The 18,423-nt window shown below is 32.4% G+C and carries 20 protein-coding genes; 7 read left to right on the forward strand and 13 right to left on the reverse strand.

From position 1 onward, the window contains the following. Positions 1-304: 304 nt before the first annotated feature. Positions 305-898 carry a DJ-1/PfpI family protein gene (locus B0A65_RS09005; protein WP_074659896.1) on the reverse strand — a complete coding sequence of 198 codons (594 nt, stop codon included), beginning with the start codon at positions 896-898 and terminating at the stop codon, positions 305-307. A 416-nt stretch (positions 899-1,314) separates the two neighbouring features. On the opposite strand from B0A65_RS09005, the gene B0A65_RS09010 reads away from it, so the two are divergent. Continuing rightward, positions 1,315-2,010 (forward strand): pseudouridine synthase, encoded by a 696-nt coding sequence (locus B0A65_RS09010; protein ID WP_074659895.1) that lies wholly within the window; start codon positions 1,315-1,317, stop codon positions 2,008-2,010. Between the two features lie 290 nt (positions 2,011-2,300). Here the strand turns inward: B0A65_RS09010 and B0A65_RS23250 are convergent, their stop codons facing one another. Continuing rightward, a complete protein-coding gene (locus B0A65_RS23250; protein WP_207556417.1) occupies positions 2,301-2,456 on the reverse strand; it encodes a hypothetical protein in 156 nt (51 codons plus the stop codon). 860 nt (positions 2,457-3,316) lie between these two features. Between B0A65_RS23250 and B0A65_RS09015 the strand changes: the two genes are divergently transcribed. Next, positions 3,317-4,411 carry an exopolyphosphatase gene (locus B0A65_RS09015; RefSeq protein WP_074659894.1) on the forward strand — a complete coding sequence of 365 codons (1,095 nt, stop codon included), beginning with the start codon at positions 3,317-3,319 and terminating at the stop codon, positions 4,409-4,411. A gap of 148 nt (positions 4,412-4,559) precedes the next feature. Here B0A65_RS09015 and B0A65_RS09020 read toward each other — a convergent pair whose 3' ends face one another. Genes B0A65_RS09020 through B0A65_RS09030 form a run of 3 tightly spaced genes read right to left on the reverse strand, consistent with a single transcriptional unit; the run spans position 4,560 to position 5,867 of the window. Next, on the reverse strand, positions 4,560-5,006 hold the full coding sequence (locus tag B0A65_RS09020; RefSeq protein WP_074659893.1) for an SRPBCC family protein: 447 nt from the start codon (positions 5,004-5,006) through the stop codon (positions 4,560-4,562). A gap of 16 nt (positions 5,007-5,022) precedes the next feature. Next, complete coding sequence (locus B0A65_RS09025; RefSeq protein WP_074659892.1) at positions 5,023-5,520, reverse strand: DinB family protein; 498 nt, start codon at positions 5,518-5,520, stop codon at positions 5,023-5,025. 35 nt (positions 5,521-5,555) lie between these two features. After that, positions 5,556-5,867 (reverse strand): EthD family reductase, encoded by a 312-nt coding sequence (locus tag B0A65_RS09030; protein ID WP_074659891.1) that lies wholly within the window; start codon positions 5,865-5,867, stop codon positions 5,556-5,558. A gap of 160 nt (positions 5,868-6,027) precedes the next feature. Here B0A65_RS09030 and B0A65_RS09035 point away from each other — a divergent pair, with 160 nt between their 5' ends. Beyond that, positions 6,028-7,014 carry a GlxA family transcriptional regulator gene (locus tag B0A65_RS09035; RefSeq protein WP_074659890.1) on the forward strand — a complete coding sequence of 329 codons (987 nt, stop codon included), beginning with the start codon at positions 6,028-6,030 and terminating at the stop codon, positions 7,012-7,014. Between the two features lie 64 nt (positions 7,015-7,078). On the opposite strand, the gene B0A65_RS09040 is transcribed toward B0A65_RS09035, so the two are convergent. The 3 genes from B0A65_RS09040 to B0A65_RS09050 all read right to left on the reverse strand — a co-directional run bounded on the left by B0A65_RS09040 (position 7,079) and on the right by B0A65_RS09050 (position 8,751). Then, entirely contained in the window at positions 7,079-7,384 is a 306-nt protein-coding gene (locus B0A65_RS09040) for a hypothetical protein (protein WP_074659889.1), read from the reverse strand. Positions 7,385-7,688: 304 nt separating this feature from the next. Next, a complete protein-coding gene (locus tag B0A65_RS09045; RefSeq protein WP_123890307.1) occupies positions 7,689-7,901 on the reverse strand; it encodes a hypothetical protein in 213 nt (70 codons plus the stop codon). A 136-nt stretch (positions 7,902-8,037) separates the two neighbouring features. Then, positions 8,038-8,751, reverse strand: coding sequence for a leucine-rich repeat domain-containing protein (locus tag B0A65_RS09050; protein WP_074659887.1), 714 nt, complete (start codon positions 8,749-8,751; stop codon positions 8,038-8,040). Positions 8,752-8,929: 178 nt separating this feature from the next. Here B0A65_RS09050 and B0A65_RS09055 point away from each other — a divergent pair, with 178 nt between their 5' ends. Beyond that, a complete protein-coding gene (locus tag B0A65_RS09055) occupies positions 8,930-9,418 on the forward strand; it encodes a DUF1761 domain-containing protein (RefSeq protein WP_074659886.1) in 489 nt (162 codons plus the stop codon). 118 nt (positions 9,419-9,536) lie between these two features. Further along, positions 9,537-10,682, forward strand: coding sequence for a peptidogalycan biosysnthesis protein (locus B0A65_RS09060; RefSeq protein ID WP_074659885.1), 1,146 nt, complete (start codon positions 9,537-9,539; stop codon positions 10,680-10,682). A gap of 17 nt (positions 10,683-10,699) precedes the next feature. Here the strand turns inward: B0A65_RS09060 and B0A65_RS09065 are convergent, their stop codons facing one another. Next, entirely contained in the window at positions 10,700-11,569 is an 870-nt protein-coding gene (locus B0A65_RS09065; protein ID WP_074659884.1) for a diacylglycerol/lipid kinase family protein, read from the reverse strand. 62 nt (positions 11,570-11,631) lie between these two features. Here B0A65_RS09065 and B0A65_RS09070 point away from each other — a divergent pair, with 62 nt between their 5' ends. Beyond that, positions 11,632-12,594, forward strand: a complete 963-nt coding sequence (locus B0A65_RS09070) for an App1 family protein (RefSeq protein ID WP_074659883.1) — start codon at positions 11,632-11,634, stop codon at positions 12,592-12,594. A 109-nt stretch (positions 12,595-12,703) separates the two neighbouring features. Here B0A65_RS09070 and B0A65_RS09075 read toward each other — a convergent pair whose 3' ends face one another. Then, positions 12,704-14,617: an ABC-F family ATP-binding cassette domain-containing protein gene (locus B0A65_RS09075; RefSeq protein ID WP_074659882.1), complete on the reverse strand. Its 1,914-nt coding sequence runs from the start codon at positions 14,615-14,617 to the stop codon at positions 12,704-12,706. Positions 14,618-14,683: 66 nt separating this feature from the next. On the opposite strand from B0A65_RS09075, the gene B0A65_RS09080 reads away from it, so the two are divergent. Beyond that, positions 14,684-15,067, forward strand: a complete 384-nt coding sequence (locus B0A65_RS09080) for a DUF983 domain-containing protein (protein WP_074659881.1) — start codon at positions 14,684-14,686, stop codon at positions 15,065-15,067. Positions 15,068-15,069: 2 nt separating this feature from the next. Here B0A65_RS09080 and B0A65_RS09085 read toward each other — a convergent pair whose 3' ends face one another. The 3 genes from B0A65_RS09085 to porN (B0A65_RS09095) all read right to left on the reverse strand — a co-directional run bounded on the left by B0A65_RS09085 (position 15,070) and on the right by porN (B0A65_RS09095) (position 18,419). After that, entirely contained in the window at positions 15,070-16,119 is a 1,050-nt protein-coding gene (locus tag B0A65_RS09085) for an NAD(P)/FAD-dependent oxidoreductase (protein WP_074659880.1), read from the reverse strand. 75 nt (positions 16,120-16,194) lie between these two features. After that, on the reverse strand, positions 16,195-17,184 hold the full coding sequence (gene porN / locus B0A65_RS09090) for a type IX secretion system ring subunit PorN/GldN (RefSeq protein WP_074659879.1): 990 nt from the start codon (positions 17,182-17,184) through the stop codon (positions 16,195-16,197). 245 nt (positions 17,185-17,429) lie between these two features. Then, the gene (gene porN / locus B0A65_RS09095) at positions 17,430-18,419 is read right to left on the reverse strand and encodes a type IX secretion system ring subunit PorN/GldN (RefSeq protein WP_074659878.1); all 990 of its coding nucleotides are present in this window, start codon (positions 18,417-18,419) and stop codon (positions 17,430-17,432) included. Positions 18,420-18,423 lie beyond the last annotated feature (4 nt).

Genomic DNA, 18,423 nt, shown 5'->3' on the forward strand with positions numbered 1-18,423 from the left:
TTGAATGCTTCCCGCTACTAAGACAAAACTTCAGAGAAATCTGAAGCTTTTTTTGTTTTACACCACTTTGTTTAAACAAAATTGCGCAAAGTCTAAGAGACATTTGCGCCATTTCAAACAAATGTAATTGAAAAACGAAAACTTCTCAAAGTCTCCGACTTTAAAACTAAATCTAATATAAATTATAAAGAGTTATTGAACTCGGATCGAATACATTTACAATTCGATTATCAAATTTTTCAATTTGCAGCAATAGCCAATCATTATATACACGCAACGAAAATCTATCAATTAGCGGTAGTTTTTATTCTATTTTAAAGGTGTCGTTATCCTTGTCTTCAGTCCAGTTATATTCTATTTCAAATGCAATTCGCCTTGCGAATTCAATGCCGTGTCGGTCACTTATGAAACCCAATGCCATGTCTATTCCTGCACTTACACCAGATGATGTATAATATTTATCGTCAATTGTCCAACGTGCTTTTTTGTTCCAATTTACATTTATCCCATTTGTTATTACCCAGGCAAAAGCTCGTTTATTTGATGTTGCTGTTTTATTGTCTAAAAGTCCAGTCCTTGCAAGTAGCGCACTTCCTGTGCAAACTGTCAACACGAATTTGCTTACTGTTGCTATTTCTTTTATTTTGTCTATGAGTAATTTGTTTTCAATTTCTTTTCTTGTACCCAAGCCACCAGGAACTATAAATATTTCTAAATTGTCGCTGACGTCTTCCATTTTCTCGGTCAACACAGAAACTCCATGTCTGTTTTTTATTTGGCCACCATTTAACGAATAAAACTTAATAGTGTATAAGTCTACAAGTCGTCCAAAAACTTCTACTGGCCCATAAACATCTAAGGTTTCAAAGTCGTCAAATAGTAAAACTGCTATATTCATCGTCTGGTATCTTTTAAAATTATCTTTAACGTTCTGGAACTTGGTTAAGTTGGTGAAAAGAAGAATAATTTTTCGGTTAAATACAATTTTCCAAATAAAAAAATATCCCCGACTCTCCTTAGTGTTGCTTATTAACGCTGTGCAATACCGAAATCTTCGGGACTGATTTTGCACAGTTTTAAACAAATATAATTGAAAAAGGAAACCTGTCAAAGTCTCCGACTTTAAACTAAATTTTTAGAATGTTTTTCCTGTTTCTAAAAAGTCGTCCAAAACAATATTAAAGAACTAATCGTAAAGTTGGAAAATTTTTAGCAGTCTTATAATTAATTTAAGAAGCTCCGCTTTGTAGACAAGCGTAGAAATAAATAAGTCATAAAAGTGATTTTAACCTAAATCTCTTTTATTTTTGCCAAATGTTAGAAATTCTTTATCAAGACGAATATATTGTAGCAATCAACAAACCAAGTGGATTGTTAGTACACAAATCATTTTACGCACGCGATGCAAAAGTTTATGCTATTCAGGAATTGAGAAATCAAATAGGGCAACATGTTTATCCTGTTCATCGCTTAGATCGTAAAACATCGGGAGTATTATTATTTGCGTTGGATAAAGAGATTTTGAAAATTATGAATGATCTTTTTGCCACACGCGAAGTCGAAAAAAAATATTTAGCCATTTTACGTGGTTGGTCACCCGAAGAACTCACGATTGATTATGATCTAACCAATGATGATGATATTAAACAAAATGCAATTACATACTTTCATCGTTTACAAAATGCCGAAGTTGAATTAGAATTTAATAATCAACCAACATCACGTTACTGTTTGGTAGAAGCGATTCCTGAAACAGGACGTATGCATCAATTGCGAAAACATTTCAAACATATTTTTCATCCCATTTTAGGAAGTCGTCCACATGGTTGTAACAAACAAAATAAATTATGGCTGGAGAATTATGAACTGAAAGGAATGATGCTTCATGCACATCAATTAATTTTCAATCATCCAGTAAAAAAGGAACAACTAATCCTGAATGCAAAGATTAATGAAGAGTTTAGCAGAGTAGGTACTATTCTGAATCTAGATTTGAGTAAGTATAAATAGAATAATGATTTATCAAAAGCATGTTAGTTCAAATCTATTAATTCTCAAATCTAATTACTTATTTTCTTCAGCTCTTTATATCATCTATAAAACAAATTAAAAATTATTCTTTTAGGGCTAAGGTTTATAATTTCTCAGAAACAAAAAATGCGCAAAGTTCATATAGACATTTGCGCACCTTTTCATGAGAACTCTTTATAGAGTATAAAAGTATTAAAAAGCATCAACTGTTAATTTACATGATTATGATTTTCTATTAATTTCATAATTTAGTTCGATAATTAACAATCTTAACACATACATTCTCCGGTTTCATAACCGTCTACAACTACCGTACATTCGCGTTTGCATTTTGGTAATTTAGGTACGTACCCGCCATTTGTGTTTTTTTGCTCTTTTGTAGTTAATTCTTCAATTCCTTCTAATTTTAGAATGTTTTTTAACATGATTTAAGGTTTTAAGGTTTTGTTAATAACCAATCATTTAAAGACATTTGGTTTTATGTCTATCCTTGCGCAAGAATTTTTTATATATTTTAATAGCTATAATATATCGAACTGACACTGCTTTTATGACGCATAATTTTAGTTTACTCATGCAATAAGAGTAAATGATTAAATCTTTTAAACCCCTCTTTTTTAAAGACTACATACCTCCAATTAAATTTGTAATATGACTCGATTTACTTCAAGACATACCATCCTTCAATGGATTTATCACAATAAAATAACACCTTCACTTACAAATATCATTAAAAATAGTTAAATATTCTTACGTAAAACCACATTCCCAAAACTTTAACATTAGTGAGATATAAAAATAGGAGATGCTTGGAAAAGTAATTTTTTGCAAAAGACTACTATTTTTCCTCTTCTAACGACGAAAAAAAAATTTCATCCACAATCTCCTTTCGCATGGTACAAAAACATACATAGCAAGGCAGTTTTAAAGTGATTTACATTCTTAATTGAATAAAAAAACATACGAAATCAATACTATTTTGCTGTTTTACGCCATAATTTTTAAAAAAGTATAAGCTGTAAATACTCACAACTTATTAAATCATCAACTTTTCCTATTCTTTTTCAACGGATTAGAAATACAAAAGCCAAATCATCAATTTCAGAAGACACCTTAACAATTAAATAATATGTTTTCTTAAGAAGTAGGTTTGTATTCGTAAATGATTTTATAAATTTGCAGTCAAATTTTTAATACTATTTCGCAGTATTTAAGACCTGTTAACCAACTACTTTTCCAAGGCTTTACTTAAAAATAAATAATACCATAACTACAATTAAACACAATGCTTAAAAAAAACAAATCCCAAATTTTATTTTTTATTCTTTTTAATTTATTTTTTTCAATCAACTCCTTTGCTCAAAAAAGTCTTTATGCCGGAATTGAAATTGGACGAAGAGCTATAAAAGTTTCAGTCCTGGATGTCAATAATATCAGGAAAGCGGATTACGATATTTTGTACTTCGCAACGGAACGCTTTAGTTTTGCCGACCACATTACTGCCAACGGTGAACTTACGCAGGACGACATTGACAAAGCCAGCATTACAGTTGCTAATCAATTGAAAAAAATAAAAACAGATTTTAAGCTTCTTGAACAAAACATATTTATTGTTGCTGCCCCGGTCTTCTCATCTGCCCGCAACATTGATGTTTTAAAAAATAAAATTACTACTTTAACTAACAAAAATCTTGATATCCTTAATGTTAACGAAGAGCCTAAAACGTTAGTTAAAGGTGCGATTCCGCCTGTAGATTATGCAAACGCTTTCTTGCTTGACATTGGTGCTCAAACTACCAAAGGAGGATACATCGATGAACTTGAAGATGATAAATTAGCGTTTATACCTCTTGAGCTTGACTTCGGTACCATGACACTTACTGATGCTGTACAAAAAACGGTTGCCAACCAAAATCAGGTTAATGATATGTCAGTATATCAGGAAAAATCATTTGATTTTAACTCTGTACTGCGTAAAAAAATCAAAGATTTGCTTGACAAAAATCCTCTTTTATTAAAAAAAGATAAAATCTATTTATCAGGTGGAGCTGTGTGGGCATTTGCAACCTTGTATTATAATGAAAACGTTAAAGAGCACTATGTTTCTTTGAGTATGGAAGATGTTCTTAATTACGATGCAATCTTAAAAAATAATTTCATCAAGTTTACAACTCTTGCTAAAACAAATAAAGAAGCGGCCCGGGTTTTAAGCACGTATGACCAGAAATACCTTATTTCGGCAAATAATATACTTGTTAGCTGTCTGGAAAGCATTCCAAACTTAGAGACAAAAAAAATATACTTTGTAAAAGATGGGCAAACAATATGGCTTATCTCACACATTGCAGATCGTTCTAAAAAAGTAAATACTAATTTTTAAAGTATTAAACTAAAAAGTTCTATCAGACTACTACGTAAAAAAAACACCACTTGAAGTGGTGTTTTTTTTTACTTACAATCTTTTCTTTTAAGAATACACAATCCTAAAATCCTGATTTTTCAATACCAATTCAAAATACTGATAAAGATTACTCTCCAAAAACATTGACCCCTTTTCCTGTAGTTATGCGACTTAATAAACTTTCTTCTATAAGTTTTTTCCAGGCATTGGAGCAGTCTCCGTAACATTCAAATTCGGGAACCAAACCCAAATGACTAAAACGGACTTGCGTTTTATTATTTACTTCAGCAATTTCGAATACGATTTTTGTTCCTGTCCATTCTGTTTGGTCTTTCACAAAACTTAATTTACTATCTGTAATAAGCCATTTGATTTTCTCATTTGGAATAATCTCAATTATTTTTTGTTTTGAAAAATGAATACCAGGCACACTGTAACTAAATTCGTCATTTAGCACATTTGTATTTCCTTCTACTTCACCTTGCCACCAACTGCGAACATCATTAATTGCATTAAAAACTTCTTCTTTAGAATTATCGACCAGTAGGATGGTACTAAAATTTGATACTCCCATTTTATAGTTTTTTAAATTATTTAAGTAATCGCAGTTGTCCCAAGTGGTATTGCAAATGAGATGTTCTTGTTACGACAATATTCAATTTATTGCGATGTGGCTCTTTTTCGAAATCTTCGGCATTTACAGCTGTATGTTTTTCGAACCATTCTTCTGGTTTCAAGTTATCGAATTTTTGTTTTATCGCTTGAGACTGTTGTACCCAAAAGCTTCTCAATTCTGATACTGCGGGTAATTGTTGTACCGTTTTATCTGGGGATTTGATGAAGGGTTCATTTAATTCAGGATAGAGTTTTTCGCCCATATCCAATAGAACCAACAAATCATCATGTACCGCAATAAGATGTCCCAGCAAATAAATGCCACGATTTTTTCCAGGAGCTATTTCTTTTTGCAAAGTTTCGTCGCTTAAGGAATTTAATAATGTATCGCAATTTGCTATAGAGGCATCCCATCTGTCCAATATCATTTTTACAAATAACGCGGGTGCTATTGTTGTTGCTGTTGTTGTCATTTCATTTGTTTTAATAGTTATAAAATTTTTATGTATCAGGTATTTTTTGATTCGTAAACATAAATCTGAACTTCGTCGTCGCTAGCAAAAATCATTCTGTCAACTGCACATTGCTGTCCTATATCTGACTTAAAAGATTCCATCATTACTTCAAGAGAGTCAAAGTACAAATTGGCCACACGATAAACATCATTATGTCCGGTAAGCGATACTACAGGGCCATCATTAACTTCATATTTTAGTAATCCGGGCAATTGTTTTGCGAGCGGAACATGTACTTCAAAATAATGTTTTTCAAAAAATTCCTTATCCTTTGGTGTTGTGTAAATCACTGTCATTTTTGCCATACTCATTTTTTATTTAGATTGTTACAGATAATGCTGAGAAGTTTGGTTTTGTAAAATTACCACCTAATAATCAAAACATTGAGGTGTTTATTAGACATTGTGATGGGGCATTTTGGACAAAAACATTTATTATCTTTACTTAAAAATAAAAACAAAAACGATGAAACATCTTACCATTATAGTTCCAAATGGAGATAATAATCTTCCCAGCATCACGGGCGCTTACGAAATCTTTTGTAGAGCAAATGCCTATAATAAGGCTAATGGCAAAAAAGAGTTGTTTAAAATAGAATTAGCCGGAATTTCTGAAGAAATAGATTTTAATGGCGGATTATTTACTGTAAGACCACACCTTAACATCTCGTCAATTACTAAAACTGATCTTATCATTATACCTTCATTAAATCATAATTATAATGTAGCATTACAAGATAATGAACAATTGTTACCCTGGTTAAAAAAACAATATCAAACCGGTGCCGAAATTGCCACCATTTGTACCGGTGCATTTATGCTTGCAGCATCCGGATTATTAGACGGGAAAAATTGTTCTACCCATTGGTCTGTAACTGAGAATTTCAGGCAAATGTTTCCAAAAGTAAATTTACAAGTTGACGAATTAATTACGGATGAGCAAGGAATTTACACCAATGGCGGAGCCTATTCATTTCTTAATTTGATGATTTACCTGATTGAGAAATATTACGACAGAAATACTGCTATATACTGTTCAAAAGTATTTCAGATAGAAATGAACCGAAACACACAATCGCAATTTGCGATTTTCACAGGTCAAAAAAAGCACGATGACGAACTGGTTCAGCAAGTTCAGTTGTACATTGAAAAAAATATTGAAGAAAAAATATCGGTTAGCGAGTTATCTACGAAGTTCAATGTTGGAAGAAGAAATTTTGATCGACGATTTATAAAAGCTACCGGAAACACTCCAATTGAATATTCCCAAAGGGTTAAAATAGAAGCTGCTAAAAAAGCATTTGAAACAAATCGCAAAACAATTAATGAAATAATGTACGAAGTTGGTTATTCTGACGTAAAAGCATTTCGCGAAGTATTTAGAAAAATTACAGGTATGTCTCCGTTGGAATATAAAAAGAAATATTACAAAGATGCTGTTTTTGTAGCGTAATGCAAAAGCAAAAAAAACCGTTCTCACGAACGGTCTTTTTACTATTTTTAGTGTTATAAAAAGCTTACGCTCTAAACAAAGCGTATTTATTGTAGTTGAACAATACCTGATCATAAGGCACAAAAAGTGATTTTATTTTCTCTGAAGAAGCATTAAATGCGATTCCGTTATGTTTTCTGAACAAATAGATTTCTTTCAGACAGTTCGACAAACTTTGGTGTATTTCTGATGTAAAAGTTGGTAATTGTTTATCTCCTACTAATAAATCTATCTGATAATTAGAACTACTTTTAGACAAGTTATTTCCAATAATTCTTATTGTAAAAGTGGTCGCTTTTCCATGTTGTTCACCTTGATACTGTACTACCATAATTTTAGTATTAAAAGTTTTAAAATTAATTTTCTCATCACTTCAACCTAATTTCAGTTGAATCGAATATTAAAGTTATGAAAAAATATAAGTTGTTTTACAAACTGATCTTAAATTATCAATTTGAGACAAAGTTATATAAAATTCTATTTTCATAAATTCTTTATTCTCCTGTTTTAACAGAAATTTAATCCCACTTTCCAGCTAATACTTTATTGTGGATATCAGCAGCAAACAAAGGTGTTTCTTCATTATTATGCGCTTCAACATTTTGCAGCATCTGGCTCTTTACCATTTCCAGATTTTAAATATTAGCTTCTTTTAATATTGCTAAAAATTCAGGTGTTGAAGTGACCAAAACCTTATTTACAAACTCGCAGCTATTTGCTGTTACGGGAATAATTTTAATTTCCCAGGTTATTCCTAATTTAGTTATTCCCATATCAGAAATCGAATCTGAAACCGAATTAAGTTTACAATGATTTCGCTCACCAACTTCTTCAACATAATGTTGCACACTTCGAAATATCCAAAAAAAAAATACCAAAATTTACAGGCACAAAAAAAACCGTAATGACTTACGGTTTTCAGCAATTAACTAAATATATTTAATCAACTTGTTTAACGAGAGTAATTTTCATTCATAAGCACGATTAATTTTGGGTAACAATTGTAGTTTCTTTTTCAGTATTAATTTCTAATAAAAATGGGATTCCCTCTTCATCAAACATAGTCATATTAAGTGGATCTAATAAGGCCAGGTTTTTAGAAACTGTTCCTTTAAATTTATTATAAGAAAGATTCATTTCAGATAAATTATGTAATTTTTCAAGTCCTTTCGGAATTTCGCCTTCAAAACTATTATCAAACAAACTTAAGTTTTGCAAGGCATGAAAATTTATTATTTCAGTACTTAATGTTCCTGATAACTTATTACTGTTTAAAAGCAATACTTTCAATGTCGAAATTTGATATATCGAACCCGGTAAATCGCCCTGAATTTCATTATTAAATAATGAAAGCACTTCGAGTTGCTTTAATTTTCCAATCTCGACAGGCAATTTTCCCTGCAAATTATTTTTATGCAAATCGATAGTGACTAAATTTATCAGATCAAAGAATTCAGCAGGTATCTCTCCTACCAGATTATTATCTTCTAAATAAAGACCAATTACTTTTCCATTTTCTGCCTGAACACCGTACCAGGTTGACACAGAAAGAGATAAATCCCATTTAATTTTCCAATTTGCTCCATTTGTCGCATAGTAAAATTTAATTAAGGCATCTTTTTCTTTATCTGAAACGGTATCTGCATAAATATTCAATGAAAAAATAAAAGCTATAAAAAATGAGGTTAAGCTTTTCATAACAAAATTTGGGATTTGTTTACGGTTTAAAATTATACATTTTCCGGATATAAAGCAGTAAATGTCGATAAAGTGTTAATAAGTAAATATTTAACACTATTTATACTACTTAATAAAATCGACAAACTGAATTGTTTTTTGATTAAATTTGACCAACTAATTCTAAAAACCTCATATTATGGAAATTAACTTTATTGCATTATTACTTGCTGCAGTTGTCACGCTTGTCACTGGTTTTATTTGGTACAATCCAAAAGTCTTCGGAACCATCTGGATGAGGGAAAACAATTTCACACAAGAAGAACTTCGAACGGGAAATATGCTTAAAATCTTCGGATTTACGTACCTCTTTTCTTTGATGATTACCGTAATTTTGATGAGCTTAACCATCCATCAATCAGGCGCGGTTGGTATGGTAGGCGGGCCACCTTTGTTAGCAAATGCAAAACCTTCATTTGCCGCTTTTATGGCAGATTACGGAACGGCATACCGTACTTTTAAACACGGAGCACTTCATGGCTTCATGTCGGGTTTGTTTTTTGCACTTCCGATTATTGGTATTAATGGTTTATTCGAAAGAAAATCATGGAAATATATTTTTGTTCATGCCGGATACTGGATGTTAACACTTACTTTAATGGGAGGAATTATCTGCGCATTTGCATAAACTTACACATATAAAACCCGTTTGTTCTTCAATTTCAAACGGGTTTTTCTTAATAATAACTTAAACCAGATTAGTTATTATAATTATTATCTAATTTTGAAAAAATTAGCTCTCACTTTTGACTACAACTTATTCTTTCGAAATATACAATAGCGCATCATTACTGCCTCTGGAGTGGAATTCGCTAACAGCTGACAACATTTTTTTGACTCGGGAATATCTCACGGTTCTTGAAAATTCATGTCCTGTAAATATGATTTGCCATTTTATTGGAATTTTCGAAGAAGAAAAATTGGTTGGAATTACCATAACTCAATTTTTATTTGCAGAAAAACTAGAATCTTTTGGTGATCGTGATCAGTGTTTAAAAACTTCCGTTCGCAATTTTGCTTTTAAGAATTTTGCTTCACATGTCTTATTTGTTGGCAATAATATGCTAACAGGTCAGAATGCTTTCGCTTTTGCTGAAAATATCAAACAATCAAAAGCGATTAAAACACTTCACAAAGCGATTAATCAGCTTAAAAAAGAGTTGAAGGCAAAAGGAAAAAAAGTTCATATTACCAGTATAAAAGATTTTACCGAAACAGAAATTAAACCACTGCAAGCTGAATTCAAAAACAATTATACGTTTTCGACACAGCCCAATATGATTTTTGAAATTAATGAAAACTGGAAAACGGAACAAGATTATATTGATGCTTTATCTAAAAAATATCGTGATCAATACAAGCGCGCCCGCAAAAAAGCAGACGGAATTGTAAAACAGAAAATGTCTTTAACTGATATCTTAAAATATGAAGACATCATTTATGACCTATATTTTCATGTGGCAAAAAATGCCCCTTTTAATACTTTCTTTCTAGCCAGAAACCATTTTAGTTTTTTTAAAGAAATCATGAAAGATAATTTTTTACTGTACGGTTATTTTTTAGATGGAAAACTAATTGGCTTCAACACCTTAATAAAAAACGGAGCCATAATGGACACGTATTTTCTTGGTTATGACGAAAGTATTCAGCGAGAGAAAATGTTGTATTTAAACATGCTTTACGACATGATTGCATACTCTATTAATCAGGGCTTCCGAGAAATTGTTTTTGCCAGAACTGCACTTGAAATCAAAAGCTCTGTTGGTGCAAAACCACTAAAAATGTACGGTTTAATTACGCACAGCAATACTTTAATCAACCATAATATTGCCCGATTTTTTAATTACCTGGAACCTAAAACAGAATGGCAGGAACGTAATCCGTTCAAATAGTAACTTTGACAAAGTTTTTAAGGAATGGCAATTTTCATCTGCTTGTGCAGAATGTGAATTTCTAAGTCCGTTTGCGCTCCGCAATATTCTCCGTCAATTTGAAAACTCACCGGATAATCTGTCTTTATAGTAGCTTTTTCTGTTGAAATAATTACAACATCATCCGAATCAATTGGCATGTTACCCGTTATAATTTTTCCAATTAAAAATAAATCAAGATTTTTTAAAACGATTAACTCAAATTTCCCGTCATTCATAGCACCATTCGGATTGATAACCACACCCGTTCCGTATTTCTGAGAATTAGCAATCACAATCATTCTTGCCGTATGTTCGACAATTTCATTATTTGCCGAAATTGTGGCTAAAAAAGGTTCATTGGAATCTTTTAAAGTGGTAAAAGCCTGTAATGCATAACCCCAAATTCCACGTAAATCGCCCTCTTCATAATTCTTTACCAAATCAGCATTAAGACCAATATCGCTTAAATGAATACTTTTTTTACCGTTGATACAAATCATATCCATTTCGATATAACGATTCAAAAAAGCAATTTTAAGATTCTCTTCAATAGTTACAGGCAAATTCAAATCGACTGACAATCCGTTTGCAGAACCAGCGGGCAGAATTCCGATAATTACATCGAATTCTTCCATTGCTTCTGCGACCGTTTTTATGGTTCCGTCTCCGCCAGCCACCACAATTCGTTCCGGTTGGTATTGATTATAAAGCGCTTGTAGGTTTTTCTGATCACTTTTACCAGTAGTTTCATAAACCTCCAGTACAAAATGATTTGTTGTTGCAAATTCCTGAACAGCCTCGATCAAATCTGATTTATCAAGGTCTCCGGATATAGGGTTTACAACGAATATGATATTCTTTTTCAAAATTTTATTTTTAAAGTCAATTAAAATAATTAATTTACAACATATATAAATATACGTAATTAATGAAACCTATACTACAATTATATCGCGGTTATGCCAATGAAGAAGAATTAATTGTGATGGGGCATGTTTTCAAAAGAACGTATAACTATGATTTTCAAAAGAAAAACTTCAAAAATGCCCGTTCAATTATTAATCAGTTCAGGATCAAAACCCTTCAAAATTTTGATATTTATCTTAAACTTGGAGATCAGGAAATCCATACCAAAACGCTGGATGACGGTTATTTTAAGTTTTGTATTCCGCTTGAAAAAGAATTTGATTTTGGATGGATGGAATATGAAGTCTTTATAAAATACAAGTCCGAAATTATAACAGCAAAAGGCAGTTTTATAAAACCACACAAAGGAAATCTTGGAATCATTTCTGACATTGATGATACCTTCCTGATTTCTCACACCCAAAATTTCTTTAAAAAAATATACATCCTGCTTTTTAAAAATGTAAATGACAGAAAGGTTTTTAAAGATGTTGTACCACATTATCAAGCCCTAAGTTCAGCAGGTCGCCATAATAAAGAAGAAGAAAATGCCTTTTTTTATGTTTCAAGCAGTGAATGGAATCTGTATAGGTTTATTGTGAAATTTACCAAAATACATCACTTGCCAAGAGCGGTTATTCTACTGAAAGATATCAGACGCGGCATTACCGATTTTTTTATGAGTGGCCGTGGTAATCACGATCATAAATTTGATAAAATAAAACATGTTCTGGAATTCTATCCCAACCTTAAATACGTTTTGTTAGGAGATGATTCTCAGCACGATCCTATGTTGTATGAGAGAATTTGCAAAATTTTTCCCGTCACTGTAAAAGCTGTTTATATAAGACAAACAGGTAAATTTCAAAAAAAATCTACAAAAGCTATTTTGAAAAACTTAGAAAATTTAGAAGTTTCGGTTTGCTATTTTAAAGATAGCAGTCAGGCGATTATGCATTCTAAGTCTATTGGGATTATTAAGTAGTTTGTTTCAGGTTTCAGGTTTCAGGTTTCAGGTTTCAGGTTTCAGGTTTCAGGTTTCAGGCTACGATAGGAACCTGAAACTTGAAACCTGAAACAAAGAAAACTAAAAATTAAGCATTAAAATTATCGATCTCTTCCTGAACGATTTCCCAGTCTAAAAGTAATTGATCTAAATCTGCTTTCTTTTTATTGTATGCAGTAAAAAATGAAGCATCTTCGATATGTTTATCATAATTAGAAGCCAGCATTTTGTCATCGTGCTGAATGTCTTTTTCCAATTGTTTGATTTGACTTTCGATTTTGCTTAATCGGTTTTGAAGCGATTTTCCTTTTTTCTGATCTTCGTATGACGCTTTGTTCGTCTCCTTTGGAGCAGCTGCTTTGGCAACATCTTTTTTCTCGACTTCACGCATGTTTTCAAGGTTGCGCTGTTCTAAGAAATAGTTGATGTCACCCAAATATTCTTTGATTTTTTGATCTTTGAATTCGTACACGATATTCGACATTCCCTGAAGAAAATCCCTGTCGTGCGAAACCAGTAATAAAGTTCCGCCAAATTTTTGAAGTGCCGCTTTTAATACATTTTTAGATTTGATGTCCAGGTGATTTGTAGGCTCATCCATCAGCAAAACGTTGATTGGCTGTAGTAATAATTTACAAAGCGCCAAACGGTTACGTTCACCACCAGAAAGTACTTTTACCTTTTTCTCCACATCATCACCACGAAACAAAAATGAACCTAACATGTCGCGAACTTTAGAGCGGTTCGTGTCCATTGCAGCATCTTCCATTGTTTGCAACAAAGTAATTTCGCCATCCAGATATTCAGCCTGATTTTGAGCAAAATAACCTAACTGCACATTGTGTCCCAGTTTTATATTACCCTGATATTCAAATTCATTGACTATGGCTTTAATAAAAGTGGATTTTCCTTGACCATTCTGACCCACAAAAGCAATTTTACTTCCGCGTTCTACTAATAAATCAATATCTTTTAAAATAACTTTATCACCGTAAGCTTTTGTTACGTGTTCTGCTTCAACCACTACTCTTCCCGGTTCTTTTGAAACTGGAAAAGAAATATTCATTACCGAATTGTCGTCTTCATCAACTTCGATTCGTTCTACTTTATCTAATTTTTTAATCAATGATTGCGCCATAGAAGCTTTTGAAGCTTTTGCACGGAATTTCTCGATTAATTTTTCTGTTTCTTCAATTTTCTTAGCCTGATTCTTTTGAGTTGCCAATTGCTTTTCACGAATTTCGTGGCGTAACTCTAAATACTGAGAATAGGGCTTATTGAAATCATATGCTTTTCCTAATGAAATTTCAATCGTACGATTGGTAACATTGTCCAGGAACATTTTATCGTGCGATACAATTACCACAACTCCGGGATAATTACGAAGGAAACTCTCTAACCAGATGATACTCTCGATATCTAAGTGGTTGGTTGGCTCATCCAGAAGCAATACATCATTGGACTGTAATAATAATTTAGCCAACTCGATACGCATTCTCCAACCTCCTGAAAACGTTTCGGTTTGGTTATTAAAAACTTCTCTTTTGAAACCAAGTCCTAAAAGAATTTTCTCTGTATCTCCCACATAATTATAACCTCCAAGGAGGTCAAAACGATGGGTATAATCAGATAAATCTTCAATAATTTGACTATATTCTTCACTCTCATAATCGGTTCTGGTAACCAATTGATGATTGATTTCTTCTAGTTTTTTTTCTACAATCTTAATTTCAGTAAAAGCTTCATAGGCTTCTTCTAATACAGTTCTTCCTCGTTCAAAATCAATATCCTGACGTAAAAATCCCATTTTGATATCTTTCTCCTGAGAAATAACTCCAGAATCAGGAGCAAAATCTCTTGCTAACATTTTAAGCATTGTCGATTTACCCGCTCCGTTCTTACCAACAAGACCAACCCGGTCTCCGGCGCCCAAACGAAAAGTAACTTCTTCAAATAAATAGGTTCCACCAAAAGAAACTGAAAGATTGTGTATATTAAGCATAATTTGTGACTATTGTTACAAGCAGTAAAGGTTTAAAAAATGTACCTTTGTTTAAATTTTTTGCAAATGTTAAAAAAAGGATCCAAACTAAATAGTATTTTAACAGGAAGTTGTCCAAAATGTCAAAATGAGAGCATGTATTCGGACAAAAATCCGCTTCATTTGACTAAAGTTCTCAAAATGAACGAAAATTGCAGTCATTGCGGATTAAAATATCAAATCGAACCGTCGTTTTTTTATGGCGCAATGTATGTAAGTTATGGATTAAATGTTGCAGTAGGAATTGCAGCCTTTATTGTCTCATTTCTGTTTTTTGGAGCTTCTATAGAGCAATCCTTTTTAACAATCGTAATCGCTTTGATTGTATTATTTCCCTTCGTCTTACGACTTTCAAGAAACTTGTATATTAACATGTTTGTTTCGTACGATCCAAACGCCGGAAAAAAATAATCCTATTTCCTTTTTTTATAAAATCGTTCAATATCGATTGTAGGATCCAAAGGCTTATTATTTTCAATATAATCAAATAAGTCCTTTGCCATTGCAGGCCCAAGCATGACTCCACGGGTTCCTAAGCCATTTAATAAATGCAAAGGATGATACTTATGGTGTGTTCCGATAATAGGCCTTCTATCACGAACCGTTGGTCTTACACCTCCAAAATGAGAAACGATTTCAAAATCGCAGTTGATAATTTCCTGAATACGTTCAACTAATTCCGTTTTTCCTTCTTCCGTCGGATTATCTGTTTTGTCTTTCCAATTGTATGTCGCGCCAACTTTAAACAAATGATCCCCTAAAGGCAAAATAAAGACACTGGTATTGACAATTACATCTAAATCTAGTTCTGGTGCTTTTATAATAAAGAGTTCTCCTTTGGTACCATCTAAAGGCAAATCCTGAAAAAATGGATTTGCATGCAAACCAAAACCTTCTGCAAAAATTATGTGCCTGGCTTTAACACCTTTATATTCAACAAAATCATCGTTTATAATTAAAACATCATATAGAAACGATTCTTGCAGTAATAATTTATTTTCTATTAAATAATTCTGATACTGATCCAGCAAAAGTGAAGTGTCGACATAACCGGTATGCAAAACTTCGCCATAATCAAAAGGAGAATCTATTCCGAAATACTTTTTAAAGATTAATTTGGTTGAAAGAAACGGAGCCAGCAATGGTTTATCTGAAGCTGCAAACCAGTTATTCTGCTCTTCGATGGAGAAAAACTTTCTAAGAATAGGTAATTTAAAATTAACTTTCGTTTGCAGTTTAGCTTCAATCTGATGGTAAAAATCTTCCATTAAAACCAATTGTTCTTCTGCTTTCCAAACCTCACTAAAGCGCTTTAAAATAACAGGATTATATAGTCCGCCAGCAACTCTGGATGATATTTGAGATTTATCATCTATCACTAAAATAGATTTATTGTTTTTAAGGGCAATCTCAGCAAAAGAAATCCCAGCCAATCCAGATCCGACGATTATATAATCTAACATGTACTATAGGTAAAAAATAAAAAAACTCTTACTACAAAGGTACTAAGAGTTTTTGTTATAATGTAATTTACCTACTTAGTAGTTCCACATATCTTCTTCAAAATTACGAATCTTCTCTTTTACTCTTTCAGCTTCTAATAATTGGTTCTGTGCATTATCTTTCATGTATTCTTTGATCTCACGATCTCCATACATATTTTCCTCTTTGTAGATGATTGCATTAAAACGTCTGGAATTTAAAATCTGATCAAAAGAAATCGGCATCGCTGAATTACTATCATTAAACGCTTTCGCTTCATGAAGTACTTCTCTTGCATTAGGGAAGAAAACCCAAAATAACTCGATATAATCTTTTTCGTCACTGTTCATAGTATAGACATCAGGTGTTACGGGACAAATACCCAGTAAGCGATATTTTAATTCACTTTGACGTTTGTCAAAATACCAATATCCCTTAATTTTATATTGTGTAACATCCTGAGCTGTTAAATCTTGTTTTAAGATGTATTCTGAAGGAACTGTTCTTGACGCTCCCACTGTTTCATCAACATAAGTTACCACTTTCTTTTTGCCAGTACCCGTAACTACTTTTTTCTTCACAACGTGCGTTTTGTAATCATCCGGATATTGGTTGATGAGTTCTCTACCAGCATCAGTAGTATCGACACGAGACAAAGAGCCTTCGATATCTTTCATAGATTTTTTAGTGTTGAAATAACTGTCCGTATATACTTCAGTTACTTTACCACTTTTGATGGCTTTCGTCAAAACGTCATAGAGAGAACGTCTATCCGGACCAATATTAGCTGTATCTACTGGAAAATACAATGGGAAGTTAATTTTTTCATTCAAATCAATAATCTCCCAAGTTGTTTTTCCCATCAAAACATCTCTATCATCTACATAACCATAAGCCAAAGGCTTATCATTGTCCGAAATAAGTTGGGCTGGAGTCTTAATTCCAATCTGATCAGCTGTTTTTGCATTAAGCAGATTTGATTGCGCATTTGAAACTAAACCCGTTGCTATACTAGCAACTACAATTAAAAAATTCTTCACTTTCATCATTATATAATTTAAATAAACAAACGCGAATTTTTCTATTATATTATTATTTTTCCTACAATAATGTTTGTTAAAATCTAACCAATCCTGTATCAGTGATTATAGCTATCTTAAATCTCCTTACAACCTTTAAAGAACTGAAGCAAACACCATAAGTCTAACAACCGTTTTTAAAGATTTTTATAAAATAAAAAACTCTTACTACAAAGGTAGTAAGAGTTTCTGTTAAAATGTAATATAGAAACTTAGTAGTTCCACATATCTTGTTCAAAATTACGAATCTTCTCTTTTACTCTTTCAGATTCTAATAATTGGTTTTGTGCGTTATCTTTCATGTATTCTTTGATCTCACGATCTCCGTACAAGTTTTCTTCTTTGTAGATTACTGCATTAAAACGTCTTGAATTTAAGATCTGATCGAATGAGATTGGCAATGCTGAATTATTGTCGTTAAAAGCTTTTGCTTCATGTAACGCTTCTCTAGAATTAGGGAAGAAAACCCAGAATAACTCGATATAATCCTTCTCATCACTGTTCATTGTATAAACATCAGGAGTAACCGGACAAATTCCAAGTAAACGATATTTCAATTCACTTTGACGTTTGTCAAAGTACCAGTATCCTTTAATTTTGTATTGTGTAACATCCTGAGCTGTTAAATCTTGTTTCAAAATGTATTCTGAAGGAACTGTTCTTGATGCTCCAACTGTTTCATCAACATAAGTTACCACTTTCTTTTTACCAGTACCTGTAACTACTTTTTTCTTCACAACGTGAGTTTTGTAATCATCAGGATATTGGTTAATAAGTTCTCTACCAGCATCAGTTGTATCAATACGAGATAACGATCCTTCGATGTCTTTCATAGATTTTTTAGTATTGAAATAACTATCAGTATAAACTTCAGTTACTTTACCACTTTTGATGGCTTTCGTCAAAACATCGTAAAGCGAACGTCTATCAGAACCAATATTAGCTGTATCTACAGGAAAATATAATGGAAAGTTGATTTTTTCATTCAAATCAATGATCTCCCAAGTTGTTTTTCCCATCAAGACATCTCTATCATCTACGTAACCATAAGCTAAAGGCTTATCGTTGTCTGAGATAAGTTGTGCAGGAGTCTTAAGTCCTATCTGTGCCGGTGTTTTTGCATTAAGCAGATTCGATTGCGCATGAGAAGCAAAACCTCCAGCGATAGAAACAATAGCTATTAAAAAATTTCTTACTTTCATCATG

Source organism: Flavobacterium frigidimaris (assembly GCF_002217275.1).
GTDB classification, from domain to species: domain Bacteria; phylum Bacteroidota; class Bacteroidia; order Flavobacteriales; family Flavobacteriaceae; genus Flavobacterium; species Flavobacterium aquidurense.

What these genes read in the sequence shown, in the direction of transcription:
- B0A65_RS09005 (WP_074659896.1), bottom strand. Translation starts at nt 898, where the DNA reads ATGAATATAGCAGTTTTACTATTTGACGACTTTGAAACCTTAGATGTT.
- B0A65_RS09010 (WP_074659895.1), top strand. Translation starts at nt 1,315, where the DNA reads ATGTTAGAAATTCTTTATCAAGACGAATATATTGTAGCAATCAACAAA.
- B0A65_RS23250 (WP_207556417.1), bottom strand. Translation starts at nt 2,456, where the DNA reads ATGTTAAAAAACATTCTAAAATTAGAAGGAATTGAAGAATTAACTACA.
- B0A65_RS09015 (WP_074659894.1), top strand. Translation starts at nt 3,317, where the DNA reads ATGCTTAAAAAAAACAAATCCCAAATTTTATTTTTTATTCTTTTTAAT.
- B0A65_RS09020 (WP_074659893.1), bottom strand. Translation starts at nt 5,006, where the DNA reads ATGGGAGTATCAAATTTTAGTACCATCCTACTGGTCGATAATTCTAAA.
- B0A65_RS09025 (WP_074659892.1), bottom strand. Translation starts at nt 5,520, where the DNA reads ATGACAACAACAGCAACAACAATAGCACCCGCGTTATTTGTAAAAATG.
- B0A65_RS09030 (WP_074659891.1), bottom strand. Translation starts at nt 5,867, where the DNA reads ATGGCAAAAATGACAGTGATTTACACAACACCAAAGGATAAGGAATTT.
- B0A65_RS09035 (WP_074659890.1), top strand. Translation starts at nt 6,028, where the DNA reads ATGAAACATCTTACCATTATAGTTCCAAATGGAGATAATAATCTTCCC.
- B0A65_RS09040 (WP_074659889.1), bottom strand. Translation starts at nt 7,384, where the DNA reads ATGGTAGTACAGTATCAAGGTGAACAACATGGAAAAGCGACCACTTTT.
- B0A65_RS09050 (WP_074659887.1), bottom strand. Translation starts at nt 8,751, where the DNA reads ATGAAAAGCTTAACCTCATTTTTTATAGCTTTTATTTTTTCATTGAAT.
- B0A65_RS09055 (WP_074659886.1), top strand. Translation starts at nt 8,930, where the DNA reads ATGGAAATTAACTTTATTGCATTATTACTTGCTGCAGTTGTCACGCTT.
- B0A65_RS09070 (WP_074659883.1), top strand. Translation starts at nt 11,632, where the DNA reads ATGAAACCTATACTACAATTATATCGCGGTTATGCCAATGAAGAAGAA.
- B0A65_RS09075 (WP_074659882.1), bottom strand. Translation starts at nt 14,617, where the DNA reads ATGCTTAATATACACAATCTTTCAGTTTCTTTTGGTGGAACCTATTTA.
- B0A65_RS09080 (WP_074659881.1), top strand. Translation starts at nt 14,684, where the DNA reads ATGTTAAAAAAAGGATCCAAACTAAATAGTATTTTAACAGGAAGTTGT.
- B0A65_RS09085 (WP_074659880.1), bottom strand. Translation starts at nt 16,119, where the DNA reads ATGTTAGATTATATAATCGTCGGATCTGGATTGGCTGGGATTTCTTTT.
- porN (WP_074659879.1), bottom strand. Translation starts at nt 17,184, where the DNA reads ATGAAAGTGAAGAATTTTTTAATTGTAGTTGCTAGTATAGCAACGGGT.
- porN (WP_074659878.1), bottom strand. Translation starts at nt 18,419, where the DNA reads ATGAAAGTAAGAAATTTTTTAATAGCTATTGTTTCTATCGCTGGAGGT.